This is a genomic window from Clostridium lacusfryxellense, assembly GCF_018861735.1.
GTDB lineage: Bacteria > Bacillota > Clostridia > Clostridiales > Clostridiaceae > Clostridium_AD > Clostridium_AD lacusfryxellense.
This window is the reverse complement of the sequence record NZ_JAHLEB010000018.1, coordinates 32,083-45,915: the sequence shown is the minus strand read 5'-3', so window position 1 is coordinate 45,915 and position 13,833 is coordinate 32,083. Positions and strand designations below refer to the sequence as shown.

General features: G+C 31.8%; 13 protein-coding genes. 5 read left to right on the top strand and 8 right to left on the bottom strand.

Annotation, left to right across the window (positions count from 1 at the left end):
- Positions 1-14 precede the first annotated feature (14 nt).
- The 3 genes from KPL55_RS12075 to KPL55_RS12065 all read right to left on the bottom strand — a co-directional run bounded on the left by KPL55_RS12075 (position 15) and on the right by KPL55_RS12065 (position 3,624).
- Positions 15-932 carry an aldo/keto reductase gene (locus tag KPL55_RS12075; RefSeq protein WP_216306985.1) on the bottom strand — a complete coding sequence of 306 codons (918 nt, stop codon included), beginning with the start codon at positions 930-932 and terminating at the stop codon, positions 15-17.
- A 39-nt stretch (positions 933-971) separates the two neighbouring features.
- Positions 972-2,105, bottom strand: coding sequence for an aldo/keto reductase (locus KPL55_RS26545; protein WP_216306984.1), 1,134 nt, complete (start codon positions 2,103-2,105; stop codon positions 972-974).
- Positions 2,106-2,274: 169 nt separating this feature from the next.
- Positions 2,275-3,624 (bottom strand): sensor histidine kinase, encoded by a 1,350-nt coding sequence (locus KPL55_RS12065; protein WP_216306983.1) that lies wholly within the window; start codon positions 3,622-3,624, stop codon positions 2,275-2,277.
- Positions 3,625-3,918: 294 nt separating this feature from the next.
- On the opposite strand from KPL55_RS12065, the gene KPL55_RS12060 reads away from it, so the two are divergent.
- Positions 3,919-4,185 (top strand): hypothetical protein, encoded by a 267-nt coding sequence (locus KPL55_RS12060; RefSeq protein WP_216306982.1) that lies wholly within the window; start codon positions 3,919-3,921, stop codon positions 4,183-4,185.
- A 61-nt stretch (positions 4,186-4,246) separates the two neighbouring features.
- Here KPL55_RS12060 and KPL55_RS12055 read toward each other — a convergent pair whose 3' ends face one another.
- Positions 4,247-4,507, bottom strand: coding sequence for a thioredoxin family protein (locus KPL55_RS12055; RefSeq protein WP_216306981.1), 261 nt, complete (start codon positions 4,505-4,507; stop codon positions 4,247-4,249).
- 237 nt (positions 4,508-4,744) lie between these two features.
- Between KPL55_RS12055 and KPL55_RS12050 the strand changes: the two genes are divergently transcribed.
- Positions 4,745-5,704 carry an NAD(P)-dependent oxidoreductase gene (locus KPL55_RS12050; RefSeq protein WP_216306980.1) on the top strand — a complete coding sequence of 320 codons (960 nt, stop codon included), beginning with the start codon at positions 4,745-4,747 and terminating at the stop codon, positions 5,702-5,704.
- Between the two features lie 9 nt (positions 5,705-5,713).
- Here the strand turns inward: KPL55_RS12050 and KPL55_RS12045 are convergent, their stop codons facing one another.
- On the bottom strand, positions 5,714-6,418 hold the full coding sequence (locus tag KPL55_RS12045; protein WP_216306979.1) for a YjgB family protein: 705 nt from the start codon (positions 6,416-6,418) through the stop codon (positions 5,714-5,716).
- 93 nt (positions 6,419-6,511) lie between these two features.
- Here KPL55_RS12045 and yiaK point away from each other — a divergent pair, with 93 nt between their 5' ends.
- Positions 6,512-7,516, top strand: coding sequence for a 3-dehydro-L-gulonate 2-dehydrogenase (gene yiaK, locus KPL55_RS12040; protein WP_246599430.1), 1,005 nt, complete (start codon positions 6,512-6,514; stop codon positions 7,514-7,516).
- Positions 7,517-7,911: 395 nt separating this feature from the next.
- Here yiaK and corA read toward each other — a convergent pair whose 3' ends face one another.
- Positions 7,912-8,862, bottom strand: coding sequence for a magnesium/cobalt transporter CorA (gene corA / locus KPL55_RS12035; protein WP_216306977.1), 951 nt, complete (start codon positions 8,860-8,862; stop codon positions 7,912-7,914).
- A gap of 196 nt (positions 8,863-9,058) precedes the next feature.
- On the opposite strand from corA, the gene KPL55_RS12030 reads away from it, so the two are divergent.
- Together KPL55_RS12030 and KPL55_RS12025 are read left to right on the top strand one after the other, a co-directional pair.
- A complete protein-coding gene (locus KPL55_RS12030) occupies positions 9,059-10,483 on the top strand; it encodes an amino acid permease (RefSeq protein WP_216306976.1) in 1,425 nt (474 codons plus the stop codon).
- A 149-nt stretch (positions 10,484-10,632) separates the two neighbouring features.
- On the top strand, positions 10,633-11,316 hold the full coding sequence (locus tag KPL55_RS12025) for a copper homeostasis protein CutC (protein WP_216306975.1): 684 nt from the start codon (positions 10,633-10,635) through the stop codon (positions 11,314-11,316).
- A gap of 2 nt (positions 11,317-11,318) precedes the next feature.
- Here KPL55_RS12025 and KPL55_RS12020 read toward each other — a convergent pair whose 3' ends face one another.
- A complete protein-coding gene (locus tag KPL55_RS12020; RefSeq protein ID WP_216306974.1) occupies positions 11,319-12,413 on the bottom strand; it encodes a TolB family protein in 1,095 nt (364 codons plus the stop codon).
- 27 nt (positions 12,414-12,440) lie between these two features.
- Positions 12,441-13,796: a VanW family protein gene (locus KPL55_RS12015; protein WP_216306973.1), complete on the bottom strand. Its 1,356-nt coding sequence runs from the start codon at positions 13,794-13,796 to the stop codon at positions 12,441-12,443.
- Between the last annotated feature and the right edge of the window lie 37 nt (positions 13,797-13,833).

Here is a 13,833-nt window from a genome sequence, read left to right as displayed (position 1 = left end):
TTATGTTTTGATTACTAAGGAAGCTTGTTACCTGCTGCCCTATATATTTCATACCATTCCTGCCTTGTAAGATCAACATTAGACGCTCTGCAAATATCTTGTAGACGTTTAGGGTTTGTTGTGCCAACTATTGGCTGAATCTTAGCTGGATGTTTCAATATCCAAGCAATTGCAATTGCTGAATTTGTTACACCTTTAATGGCTGCAATTTCATTGATTTTCATGTTAAGTTCTGGGAATTTATCGTTATCTAAAAATACACCCTCAAAGAAACCATACTGGAATGGTGACCATGCTTGAATGTTTATATCTTTCAGACGACAATACTCTAGTATACTTCCATCACGAACAATAGATGGATCAATTTTCATATTTACATTTAGTCCAGAATCAATTATACCTGTATTTGTTATACTAAATTGTAACTGATTTATAATTATTTTATTTTTCAAGTATTTATTAAGCAGCTCAATTTGCATAGGATTCTGATTGCTTACCCCAAAATATTTAACCTTACCGCTCCTTTCAAGAATTGAAAAAGCTTCTGCTACTTCTTCTGGATCCATAAGTGTATCAGGACGATGTAATAGTAGTATATCAATGTAATCTGTCTTTAATCGCTTTAAGCTACCATCTACTGAATTTAAAATATGTTCCTTTGAAAAGTCGAAAAATCCGTCTCTTATGCCACATTTTGACTGTAGTATAAATTTCTCACGGATGGTGGAATTCATTTCAACAGCATCTGCAAAAACTTCCTCAGATTTTCCACCACCATAAATATCTGCGTGATCAAAGAAATTAATTCCCTCGTCTAATGCAGTATTAATAAGTGTGGATGCTTGGCTCTTAGAAAGATCGTTTATTCTCATGCATCCTAAACCAATCTCAGAAGCACTTATAACTCCATTACCTAGATTAATATTTTTCATAATTAAAAACCTCCATCTAATATATAGTTCGCAGATATATTATTCTATTCCTTCTAAAACATTAACTACTCTTTTTAATTCACTTCTTATTTTAAGATGTTGTGGGCATTTTGATTCACACATTCCACAATCTACGCAAGCTTCAGGCAAAGCACCCTTATCTGGACTATTCTTATATTCTCCAAACTCTTTTTTAGCTACATCTGTTAAGCCGTAAACATTATGGTAAGTATACATATTAAATATTTTAGGGATAATTATATTTTTAGGACATGGCTGACAGTAATTGCACCCTGTGCAATATAACTCTGAAAACTTCTTAATTTCACCCATTGCTTTGCCAACATTATCCCATTCTGATTTAGTCATATAAGTATCAAGATTAGCGATAGCTAGATTTTTTTCTAACATATCCATATTTTCCATGCCTGATAGAGCAAGACTTATATCAGCATTTCCTAAAACAAACTTTAAGGCAAGCTCATATGTGGCTATAGATTCTTTGCCTGTAAGTTTTCTATAAAGCTCCGTAGGTGCTGCAAGTCTTCCTCCTGCTACAGGACCCATAGCTGCTACTCCAAGTCCTTTTTTTCGGGCATAAGCTATGGACTTTTCATTTGCTCTGTCAAGAAGATTATATTGGCATAAAACAGAATCAAAAAGTCCTTCACCAGCATTAATTATATCAATCATATTTTCTGGTGCATCATGAAAAGAAAAACTTAAATGTTTTATTAAACCTTCTTCTTTTGCCTTTCGTGCTTCATTAAAAAGGTCGTTGGTCTTTGCGATTCCAAGCTTTGTTAAGTTCATTCCCCAAAAATGATAAAAATCAATATAAGGAGTGTCCATTTTTTTAAGACTATTTTCAAGAAATCTTCTCAAATCAGAAGGTCTTTTAACTTCATCAACAGGTAGTTTTGTAGTGAATTTTACTTTATCTCTTACATCTTTTAAAGCCTTGCCCATAGCTTGTTCACTATTACTATGACAGTAATATGGAGCTGAGTCAAAGTAATTAATACCGTTTACATAAGCTTTAAAAAGCATAGGTAATGCTTTATCTTCATCAATATACCAATTACCGTTTATTTCAACCTCAGGTAACCTCATGCAACCAAATCCTAAAGCAGAAACTTTTTCTCCTGTACTACCATAAGTTCTATACTTCACTAGTTTACATCCCCTCTATAATAAATATTTTATATAATTATCAATTGATTTAATTTGAGCATCTTTAATAATTATACAGTTAATATTATATAAATTCTATTGTATGATGTCATAAAAAAAATAGTATTATTGTTATAATACTATTAGTAAGGTGGTTTATTTGATAAAATTATAAATAAATATCTGAAAGTTCTACTCGAATAGTTTCATTTCCATTTCTCATTTTGTTATTATATATCATATTTTCTTGAAGTACCTTTTTTGAGGGAAGTCGAACTGTAAACTTACTTCCTTTTCCAAATACACTATTAGCATGTATGCTGCCACCATGCAGTTCCACAATGGATTTAACTAAACTTAAACCAACACCTGTACCTTCTGTATTTCTTGATAATGATTTATCAACTTGCTTAAATCTATCAAATATCATATCTAAGTATTCATCCTCAATTCCAATACCGTTATCTTTTACTGATATTTCAACAAATTCATTTTTATCCTTAATTTGTACAAATATTTCATCGCCTTCATTTGAAAATTTTATTGCATTTGATATAAGGTTTAATACTATCCTCTCAATTTTCTCTGTATCGCAAGCAATAATCTTTTCTTCTATATTTGTATCAAAAATAATATTTAGGCCTTTACTGTCAGTTAAAGCAGTTATAGACATTACTATTTCTTCTACAACTTCTACTATATTGTTATTTGATAAGCTTAGTTTAAAGAATCCAGCTTCAATTTTTGATAAATCAACTATATTATTAATAAGTTTGGATAATCTATAGGAATTTAGCTTCATAGATTGGATATATTTAATAATTGAATCCTTCTTATCGTCAAGTGATCCACTCTTGCAATACATTTCAAATAACTGAGCTGTTGAAAAAATAACATTTAAGGGCGTTTTAAGTTCGTGAGATATGTTAACGAGAAATTCACCTTGTGCTTTATTAGCAATAATTAGCTCTTTATTAGCTATAATGAGTTCAGCAGCACGTTTACCTTTCTCTTCATTTTGAAAGGCAAGCTCCTTATTAGCAATAATAAGTTCGGCAGCTCGTTTGCCTTTTTCTTCATTTTGAAAGGTAAGTTCCTTATTAGCAATTATAAGCTCAGCTGCACGTTTACCTTTTTCTTCATTTTGAAAAGTAAGCTCCTTATTAGCAATGATTAGCTCAGCTGCTCGGTCTGCTTTCTCCTCAATTTGAAAGGCAAGCTCAATATTGGCAATTATGAGTTCAGCAGCACGGTCTGCTTTTTCTTCACTTTGATACGCAAGTTCTTTATTAGCAATTAAAAGCTCGGCAGCACGGTCTGCTTTTTCTTCATTTTGAAAAGCAAGTTCTTTATTAGCAATTAAAAGTTCGGCAGCGCGGTCTGCTTTTTCTTCGCTTTGAAAAGCAAGTTTTTTATTAGCAATTATGAGTTCAGCTGCGCGGTCTGCTTTCTCTTCAATTTGAAAAGCAAGGTCTAAATTAGCGATGATTAACCCTTTTGCCTTAGGTACATTTATCATGTTTCTAAGCCTCCTATTGTACTAGTATTTAAACTATAACAATATATTCAATTTAACAAAGGTTTATAAAATACGTTATTAAATATTTTATTAATTCATATGTAATATAATCATTTTATAAATAATTATAGTATAATTATAAAAAACATTCACTGTAACATATTACCACATAATCATACACATTAATATGTATTTATATACATATTAATGTGTATGATTATTTTTTTAAATGTATATTATTAGAATAATGTAGAACATTACAGTTATGAAGTTAAAAATAAGGAGGAATTATAAATGCAAGAAAATGATAAAGTTTATGAAATTAGAATCACACAAGAAGGACTTGATACTTATAGAGGTTCTAATATAAGTGCCAGCACAATGGGTGAATATCTAGGGATTAGTAATGTAATGACTGATTTTGAGTGGGATGGCGATGTAAATAGAGATATTATTCTTTATGCTAAAGTAATAGGCAATGTAGAAGTAAAAGATGCCTTAGCGTCATTAGAAGATGTTGAGTTTATTGATAAAGTAGAGGAAAGTAAAGAATTTATCTAAATCAATAATTTAAGGGATACATAATTTAGAAATTAACTCTAAATTATATATCTCTCTTTTCTTACTTACACGCCTCATCAAATACTTTACGGATAATTTCTTTAGTAGGAACTCCCTCATGTAACTTAACTTCATCAACATAGAAGGTAGGAACATAATAGTAATCATATTTCTTTGATATTTCTGGGTGAAGTTCTTCATCGACTACAGTAACCTCAATGTTTGCATATTCAGGATTTGACTTTTTTAAATCAGCGATCATAACGTCTGCCCTTTTGCAATAAGGACACCAGCTTGTTATAAACATTAATACAGGTTTCATTTATCATCACCACCTATTTTTTTATACTTAATATATTATTCTGAATTTTATAGTTAGTATACACTATTTTTCATATAACTACTACGGAAATGCATCTTTGTGACCTAAATTTGTTAGCTATATCTAAAGTATAAATATAGCTAAATTAAATAACATTATATATGTTAAAATGATAAGTATACAAAAGATAAAATTTATAATGGAAAATTAAATATATAAAAACTTTAGGAGGTATATATGGAAAATACAGTATTTCTAAATTCGGCAAAACTTAATTTTGATAACAAACTAGATTTTTCGTCAATCGCTGGCATCACTACTTTAACAAAACATGATGAAAGCAGCGATGAAAAGATTTTAGAAAGAGTTAAAGATCAAACAATTGTAATCACTAAGGAATTACCTTTAAGTAGAGAGCTTATATCTAAGTTTCCATCATCAGTAAAACTTATCTGCGAAGCAGGCACTGGTTATAACAATATTGATATCGCTTGTGCAAGAGAAATGAATATTACTGTTTGTAACATTCCTAGCTATAGTACAGAGGCAGTTGCTCATTTAACAATTACTTATATTTTGAATTTTAGTTCATCTTTAATCCAGCAGCAAATTATGATTAAGGAGAAAAACTTTAATAATTTTACTAAACATTTAGAATTACCTCATTTTGAACTTCAAAATAAAACGCTTGGAGTAATTGGTGGTGGAGGAGCAATTGGGAAGGCTGTTATAAAAGTTGCATTAGCTCTAGGAATGAATATACTTATATACACTCGAACTCAGAGGCCTTGGGATAACCCAAATGTACGTTTTGCGTCTCTCGAAGAGTTACTAAAGCAGAGTGATTTTGTTTCAGTGCACTGTCCTTTAAATGCAGATACATTGCACCTTATAGATAAAGATAAGTTAAAGCTAATGAAATCTTCAGCTTTCATAATAAATACAGCAAGAGGGCCAATAATAAAAGAAACTGATTTAATAGATGCATTACAAAATAAAGTGATAGCTGGTGCTGCCCTAGATGTTCAGGATCCAGAACCACCTTCAAACACTAACCCCTTGTTTGAAATGGATAATGTAATCATCACTCCACATATAGGTTGGAGGCGTTTTGAGTCTAGGCAAAGACTTATTAAGCTGATTGCTGAAAATATTGAATCATTTATTAAAGGAGACCCGATTAATGTTGTAAATTAATATGGTTAATTACCATTGTCTCCCTGTGTCATCTGCCATATTATTAACAGTTCCTCTTGGATATAATACCGAATAGTGGTCCATAAATTGGGTAGTTTTATTTGTTGTCACTTTTGGAAATACAAATAATAATTTATAATCTGGTCCAGCAGTGTAACCAATTATTTCTTCATTATTGGTTTTTACATCATAAGTTGGATTACCAAAAAAATCTTTTATCATTGATATAGATAGTTTTCCTAGATCTTTATTTAACGATCTAACTTCAAATATTTGTGACCCTTTATTGAAACCAAAAACAATGCCCTTTTTTGTAAAAGTTGCATAAGTTCCTTTTGCTGCGTCTACGTAATCACTTTTATCGGCCTTACCCCATTTTTTTTCAACAGTATCAATGATGGTAGTATTAACTGGAAATTCGCAGTTAACAACTTTTCCTTGCTTAGCTAAATTAAGAATATCTTCCATTGTTGATTTTTGAGATTCATCGACAGTAGGGGCTGAAGTGCTTGAACTGCTTCCAGAACCTGAAGAAGAATTATCCTCGCTAGGTTTAGTTGAACTATCAGGAACTTCATTCTGGTTTTTGGTGTTATCTGTATTATTAGTATCAGAATTTGCTGGGATCGTAGGTTTTGAACAACCAACCATCAGAGTTAAGGTAAGCGCCAAAACGGTCAATATAATAGATTTATTTTTATAAAAGGATATCATAATTCTCTCCTCCTTATTTGTATTTTAAATATATTAAAGTATACTAAAAGTATAGCATATACTAGACTAGATATTAAAGGAGATGTGAAGATTATGAGAATTCCATTTGAACAGATGAAGTCAGAAATTAAACGCGTAATGATAAAAGCAGGTTTAACAGAGAAGCAGGCAAGTATGTGTGCAAAGGTTCACGCAGAATCAAGTAGAGATGGTGTTTATTCTCATGGACTTAATAGGGTGTCAAGATTTATTGATTATGTAGGTAGAGGATGGGTTGATATTAAAGCTATACCAACTTTAGTTAAAAGTTGTGGATGTATGGAGAACTACGATGGTAATATGGGTATAGGAATTCTAAATGCGAAATTTGCTATAAATAGAGCGATGGAGCTTGCTAAAGAGAATAATATCGGAGTTGTTTCTCTTAGAAATACAACACACTGGATGCGCGGGGGTACATATGCATGGGATGCAGCAAATGATGGCTTCTTATCAGTATGTTGGACAAATACAGAGTCATGCATGCCAGCATGGGGCTCAAAAGTTCCTTGTGTTGGTAATAACCCCTTTTGCATTGGAGTTCCTAGAAAAGAAGGTAACATCGTGCTGGATATGGCAATGTCGCAGTATTCTTATGGGAAACTTCAAGTAACAAGGCTAAATGGGGACCAACTTCCATATGATGGTGGCTTTGACGAGGAAGGTAATTTAACAACAGATCCTGGCTTAATTGAGGAATCAAAAAGAATTTTGCCAACTGGCTTTTGGAAAGGTTCTGGTTTTGCTATTTTACTTGATTTGGTAGCTGCTGTCCTTTCAAACGGTAAACCGACCAGTGAAATTGATAAAGTAGGAAAGGGAGGCGGCGGTGGTAGCTCTCAGATTTTTATAGCAATTAATCCTAATACTTTTTCATCAGAAGAAGAAATAAATAGAATACTTGAAAGTACTATTAGTCAGCTGGGGTCCGCAGTTCCTACTAAAGAGGGTGGTAAAGTTTATTACCCAGGTGAGCGCACAGCTAAAACGAGGGAAGATAGCGACAGAAATGGAATTATTGTAGATGAAACAGTTTGGAATGAAATTTGTAACTTATAAATAATACGCAAAAAAAGTATATATTACGTATAATGCATTGAAGCGAGCTTTAGAACTTCTTATTTTATTTTTTATAGTTGGGATTTATCATTTCCTTATATGCAATAAATACTAGATACATCTTAGAGTAAATATGATATAGTATGAATTTCTCCGGGAGTGGCACCAAATAAGAAGAGCAGAAACATTGAAATTCCATTTAAAATTCTTCTTTTGCAAATATAAAATTCTCGTGAGCCTGACTGGAAGGAAGGCTAGCGAACCGGCGCACGCCGAATGTGAGTGCTAGAGAATTTTATATTTGCGAAAGATTAGAATTTCTTAATGGAATTTCACGTTTCAAACTCTTATTTGGTGCCACGCAGGAAACTTCATACTGAGTGCACTATTTGTTCCTACAACCATTTTTTCTTGCTAAAATATAAAATTTCACAGAAAGAAATAAAGAACATTACAAATATAGTAATAAAATAGCTATATTTTGCATGTAATTCAGGCATGTTCTCGAAATTCATACCATAGATTCCGGTTATTATTGTAAGTGGCATCATAACCGTAGTAATTATAGTTAATATTTTCATAACTTTATTCATGGAATTGGATAATTGAGAGGAATAAAGTTCTAAACAAGACGTAACCATTTCATGATCAGATTCAATTAAATCATAAATTCGAAGTATATGGTCGTATATATCAGTGAAATATAATCTATATTTTTCGGTTATAATATCATCATGCCGGAGTAGAGTATTTAATACTTCACGAAGTGGAGAAACAACTCTTCTGAGCTTAATAACACTTTTTTTCACTGACATAATATTATTAAGTGTACTTTGAACAGGGTTATTCATTGATTCTTCCTCTAGAAAATTAATTTTTTCTTCAACTTTGTCAGTTACTACAAATAATTGATCTATTGCTTCATCAAGAATATTATATAAAACGAAATCACTTCCTTTAGAAACAATATTTGAACCGTTGTCTATGTCAGTCATAATTTTTTTTATAGATTTATTTTCACCATAATGGATTGTTATAATATAATTTGAACAAATGTATATAAATATGTTGCTATAGGAGAACGCATTGTTTGCGTGTCTATCTGATGTTGCAATTACTAAAAAGTGATAATCCTTATAGTCATTTATTTTACATCTTTTAGTCTTATTAATGCAGTCTTCAATAGTAAGATGATGAAAATTAAATTTATTTTTTAAAAACTCAAAATCACTAGCACTTGGATTATTAATATTAAGCCAAAACATTTTCTGCGTGCTTGAAGGTTCAGAAAACACTTTTTCAATGGCATTAAATTCATGTATTTCACTATTTATATAAGTAATCAATAAAATCTCTCCTCTTATAAGTTATCAGTAATAAAATATTAACTTTATTATAACTGAATTTATTTAAATAAACTAATTATAATAATATATTAGAGGGATTTACATCATTATATAGAATACTATAAGGTTGCATAAAATTTTATTGCATAAAATTTGTGCCATAAAACTAATGATTAAAAATTTAAGGAGTGAAATTATGAACGACAAGAAAAAACTTGGTCTATGGACATTGGTAATGTTAATATTTGTTCCAACCTTTGGATTTGGTAATATTGCATCAAATGCAGTTACACTTGGACCAGCGGCTATCCCGTCATGGCTTATAGTTGCGCTATTATTCTTTCTACCTTTATCAATAATGATTGCAGAACTAGCTTCTGCAAATAAAGACAAAGAGGGCGGATTATACAACTGGATAGAATGCTCAATTGGACCTAAATGGGCATTTATAGGTACTTGGTCATACTTTGTTGCTAATTTATTTTATTTGCAATTGGTCTTTTCAAGAATACCCGTGATGATATCATGGACTATTTTTGGTGAGAATAGATTTAATGATGCAAATGCATATTTGTTGCCTTGGATAGGCGTTGGACTTGCAATTGTATTAACATACGTAGCAACAACTGGAGTTAAAAGATTCTCTAAAATCAGTGATTTAGGTGGAAAATTAACTTTGGCTGTCACAGTTATATTTATAGTGTTTGCAGTTGTGGGAGTATTACTTGGAAAGCAACCATCTGCTACATCTTTCACGGCGGCAACAGTTATTCCAAAATTTGATGCTGATTATTTTTCAACTTTCTCATGGCTTATTCTTGCTGTAGCAGGGGCTGAGGTGGCAGGAACTTACATTAAGGATGTAAAAAATCCTAAAAAAGTTTTTCCAAAGGCTGTTATTATAGCAACTACATTTGTAGCAGGTGCTTATATACTTGGATCCCTTGCAATATGCTTAATTGCATCACCTGAATTAATAAAGGAAGCTGGAGTTAAGGATGCAGGTTATGTGGTTTATAAGATACTAGCAGAAAACTGGGGTTTAAATGGTAAAATATTTGTTCAAATATATGCATTTATTTTAACTATATCATCTATTGCAGCATTCGTAGTTTGGCTCGAGTCACCAATTAGAGCTATGTTCTCGGAGGTTCCTATGGGTACATTCCCGAAATTTTTAACTAAGAAACGTGAAGATGGAACACTGGTTAATGCACTTTGGGTTCAATGCGTTATATTATTAGTATTAATAATAGTACCACTTGCGGGACTTAAATCTATAGATAAATTCTTTAATCTATTAACTACATTATCAGCGCTATCGCTTGCAATACCGTATATTGTTCTTTCATATGCCTATTTAATGTTTAGGTTAAAAGGTAACGTACCTCCATTTGTAATGCTAAAATCCAAAGCAGCTGTTATGGTTGCTTCAATTGTTGTTTTTGTATTAGGAGTACTAGCATTCTTTGGAGCCGGATGGGGAGAAGTTGCAGGAACTAAGGATTTTTGGCATGCAATAATTCCAATACTTAAGACTTATGGTGGACCAGTAGGATTTATAATTTTTGGATTAATACTATCATATTTGACAAAAATGTCATCTAAGAATAAAGTTTAAATCTATTAGCTCCAATGACTATAGTAACTATACCCTCTTAATTTAGACATGAAAATAGTGTTTATTTAAGGGGGTTTTATTATTAATTATTTGTGGTAAAATAACAAATAGAGAAATATAGATTGATTTTCATACAGGAGGTTTGCAAAATGATTGAAATTATTGCAGCAACATTAGAAGATGTAAAAAGAATTCAGGAAAGTGGTGCGGGTAGGGTAGAGCTAGTTAGTGCATTGTCTGAAGGAGGTTTGACACCTAGCTATTCACTTATAAAAAGAGCAGTCCAAACTGCTAATATACCAATAAATGTTATGATAAGACCACACAGCAAATCGTTTATATATACAGATGAGGAAATTGAGCTTATGGTAGAAGATATTAAGATTGCAAAACAATTAAACGCAAGTGGTGTAGTATTTGGAGTTTTAAATGATCATAATGAAATATGTATATCTTCTTTAGAGAAATTGCTAGAAGCTTGTGATGGAATTGACGTAACGTTTCATAAGGCTATAGATGAACTTGCAGATCTGGTTAAAGGGATAGGGATTTTATGTGCTTATAGCCAAATTAAAAATGTACTTACATCTGGTGGGAAAGGGAATTTAACTAAAAATATTCCTGTTATAAAAGAGATGGTAGAAAAATCAAAACATATCAATGTGATAGTTGGTGGAGGTTTGAACTTTGAAAATATTAAAGATGTTATGGAGGGAACAAATGCCCCTCAATACCATTTTGGAACTGCAGTTAGGAATGATAAATCAGTAGTTGGAGAGATAGATACTGACAGATTAAGGCTATTAATTAATATAATTAAAGAGGTCCACTAAAGCTACTTTAAATCTATGATATATGATGTTACAGCGGGTTTACTGTTTTGGGAAATAAAATTTGAAGCAAGTAACCTTTTCCCAGAAGGGCTCCACTTGACGGAATCAGAAATATATTGTATATCTACAGCAAGCTGTACTATTTTACTGCTTTTAGTATCAACTACAAACAGCCCTGCGTCGCAATTACTTTGCGCTGCAACAGTATAAGCAAGTTTTGATCCATCACTAGACCAGCTCGTGCCCATAATTTGTGTTCCATCAGCAAAGGATTCGAGCTCTTTTCCATTTAAATCAGCCAATGTAAGTGTTCTTTTAGTTTTATCATTATGAATTACTAATGCTAATTGCGAATGATCCTCCGAGGGAATTAACCAAGATACGTCTTCCCTTAAAAGCTCTCTTTTAGTGGTGTTAACTCCTTGTTTATATAGTTTTTCTCCAATGATATAGTACAGGTCATTGTTTATTTGTATAGTATTTGAAGTTATTCCATTAGCATTTGCGAGTATTGAAAGGTCTCCTTTGGTGCCCGCAGAGTAAATAATACCCTCAGGAAGGGTACTAAAGACAACATTATCATTATCTATCCATTGTCCCTCTGTAGGATAAATGCTGTCTTGTTTTGTAACCTGAATTCTTTGTTTTGTTTCAAGGCTCAGAATAAAGCCCGTTAGGTTATCTACACCTTCTTTATAAAATACATTTTTTTTATTCGGCGAAAGAGTAGCATTACCCATATTTTGTTTTGATGTTATTATTAATGTTGATTTGTTCGATTTAAGGTTATATAGATATAAATTCTGAGGATATATCATTCCATTTTCAGTAGTAATTTTGGGTAAGTCTTTGTTTTCTTTGGAAATTAATACGGTATCCTCATCTATCCAATCGAATGCACGTACTTCTTTTATACTGTTAATTTTTTGTAATGTTAAATCCTTATAAGCCACGTCATTAGCGCGTTTTATCACTGTAATTTTCTTACCGCCAACATTAATTACTTGCCGATTAGGGTCCTGCTCCGGAGAACAGGCTGAAAAAGTAAACAAGAGTATAATGCCAGTAGTTATAAGAAGAACTTTTCTACATAACATATTTATTGCTCCTTCTTTATAAACAACTTATTGTTTCTTTGTTCCTAATCTAAGGACCTGTGCTTTTAATTGATAACTATCATTAGAAATTAGTTCATGTTTAATAAGTTGGCCATTTTCAATAGTATCTTTATATGACCTTACCTTATACCCAATCAAACGGGCTTGCTCTTGAACTACCTGTCCAACCAAAAGTGTAGGATCATCTATATATGTTGTAGGACCAGGTTGAACAGCTGCATATATTTCATTTACAAAACTATATGACCTATTATTTAGACTGGAATTAGAATAAATATTAAACGTTAATTTTTTATTATGAACAATACTTTCGATATAAATGGGAAAGTCTAAGGTATTTTTAAATTTATAATCTAAATTCCCCCAATCTACTGTTGCATCCATTCCAAGAGGTATATAAGTTGATGGTATGGAATGATGATTCCTCTCGGTAGATTTAATGTTTGACCTTATTATTGCATTATATAGTGAAGTTGAGACCTGGCATATTCCACCGCCATAATCAGTACTTACTTTGGTGCCAATATCAACGGGAGCTGGTTTGTAACCTTTGGCTGCCGTTCTTTTACCAACTGTGCCATTGAAACTAAAACTTTCTCCTGGCATTAGAAGGGTTCCATTTATACTTTTTGTTGCAAGTGTTATATTAGTAGATCTACCATATGCTGAAGAACTAAAACTTGAAGAAAAGCTTGAAAGTGTTGTATTAATAGTTTGAAGTTTTTCCTTAGTTATATTTGCTAAGAGAGTTTTGATCTCTGCTTCTACAACTATATCAGGAGTTTTTATATCTCCATTTATTTTACTTAAGACTTCCTTTTCTAGTTGTTCATTCATTAGGCTATAGCCCTTTTTATCTGCTGTAATATTAAAATTACCTCCTGTTCTAGAAATGCTTCCATTTTTAGGAAGGGAGTCAATTTCCTTTTTAATCGTAGCAATTAGCTGACTCACTGGTTTAGAGTCGTAGGTGAATTTTAGGTTAAGCACTTTACCCACAGGTTTTTTAATCAACTTATATTTTTCATATAAAGTTAAGTTCTTACCGTAATTAAAAGCCTGAGTTACTACCTCATCAACATTATATTTCGCATTTATTTTTGCGTAATTCAAAGTATATGTCTTAGATGGTGTATTAATATTTATATTTTTCTTTGATATAGCGGATTGATTTTTACTGATTATCATATCTTTAGCCTCTGCAAGGGTTTTCCCGGATATGTCTACATCTCCGATTTTAACTCCTGGATACACAAGACTTGTCCAATTTTTAGTTTTGTAATAAAGATAACCATAAAATGAACCCGCTCCTAAAACGACTATTAATAGTAAAATTATTATTGCTGTTACTTTTTTCTTCATAAGTTTAATTATTCCCCCATATTCCGTTATATTTTAT

Coding starts and splice junctions, on each gene's coding strand:
- KPL55_RS12075 (WP_216306985.1), bottom strand. CDS start 932: ATGAAAAATATTAATCTAGGTAATGGAGTTATAAGTGCTTCTGAGATT.
- KPL55_RS12065 (WP_216306983.1), bottom strand. CDS start 3,624: ATGATAAATGTACCTAAGGCAAAAGGGTTAATCATCGCTAATTTAGAC.
- KPL55_RS12060 (WP_216306982.1), top strand. CDS start 3,919: ATGCAAGAAAATGATAAAGTTTATGAAATTAGAATCACACAAGAAGGA.
- KPL55_RS12055 (WP_216306981.1), bottom strand. CDS start 4,507: ATGAAACCTGTATTAATGTTTATAACAAGCTGGTGTCCTTATTGCAAA.
- KPL55_RS12050 (WP_216306980.1), top strand. CDS start 4,745: ATGGAAAATACAGTATTTCTAAATTCGGCAAAACTTAATTTTGATAAC.
- KPL55_RS12045 (WP_216306979.1), bottom strand. CDS start 6,418: ATGATATCCTTTTATAAAAATAAATCTATTATATTGACCGTTTTGGCG.
- yiaK (WP_246599430.1), top strand. CDS start 6,512: ATGAGAATTCCATTTGAACAGATGAAGTCAGAAATTAAACGCGTAATG.
- KPL55_RS12030 (WP_216306976.1), top strand. CDS start 9,059: ATGAACGACAAGAAAAAACTTGGTCTATGGACATTGGTAATGTTAATA.
- KPL55_RS12025 (WP_216306975.1), top strand. CDS start 10,633: ATGATTGAAATTATTGCAGCAACATTAGAAGATGTAAAAAGAATTCAG.
- KPL55_RS12020 (WP_216306974.1), bottom strand. CDS start 12,413: ATGTTATGTAGAAAAGTTCTTCTTATAACTACTGGCATTATACTCTTG.
- KPL55_RS12015 (WP_216306973.1), bottom strand. CDS start 13,796: ATGAAGAAAAAAGTAACAGCAATAATAATTTTACTATTAATAGTCGTT.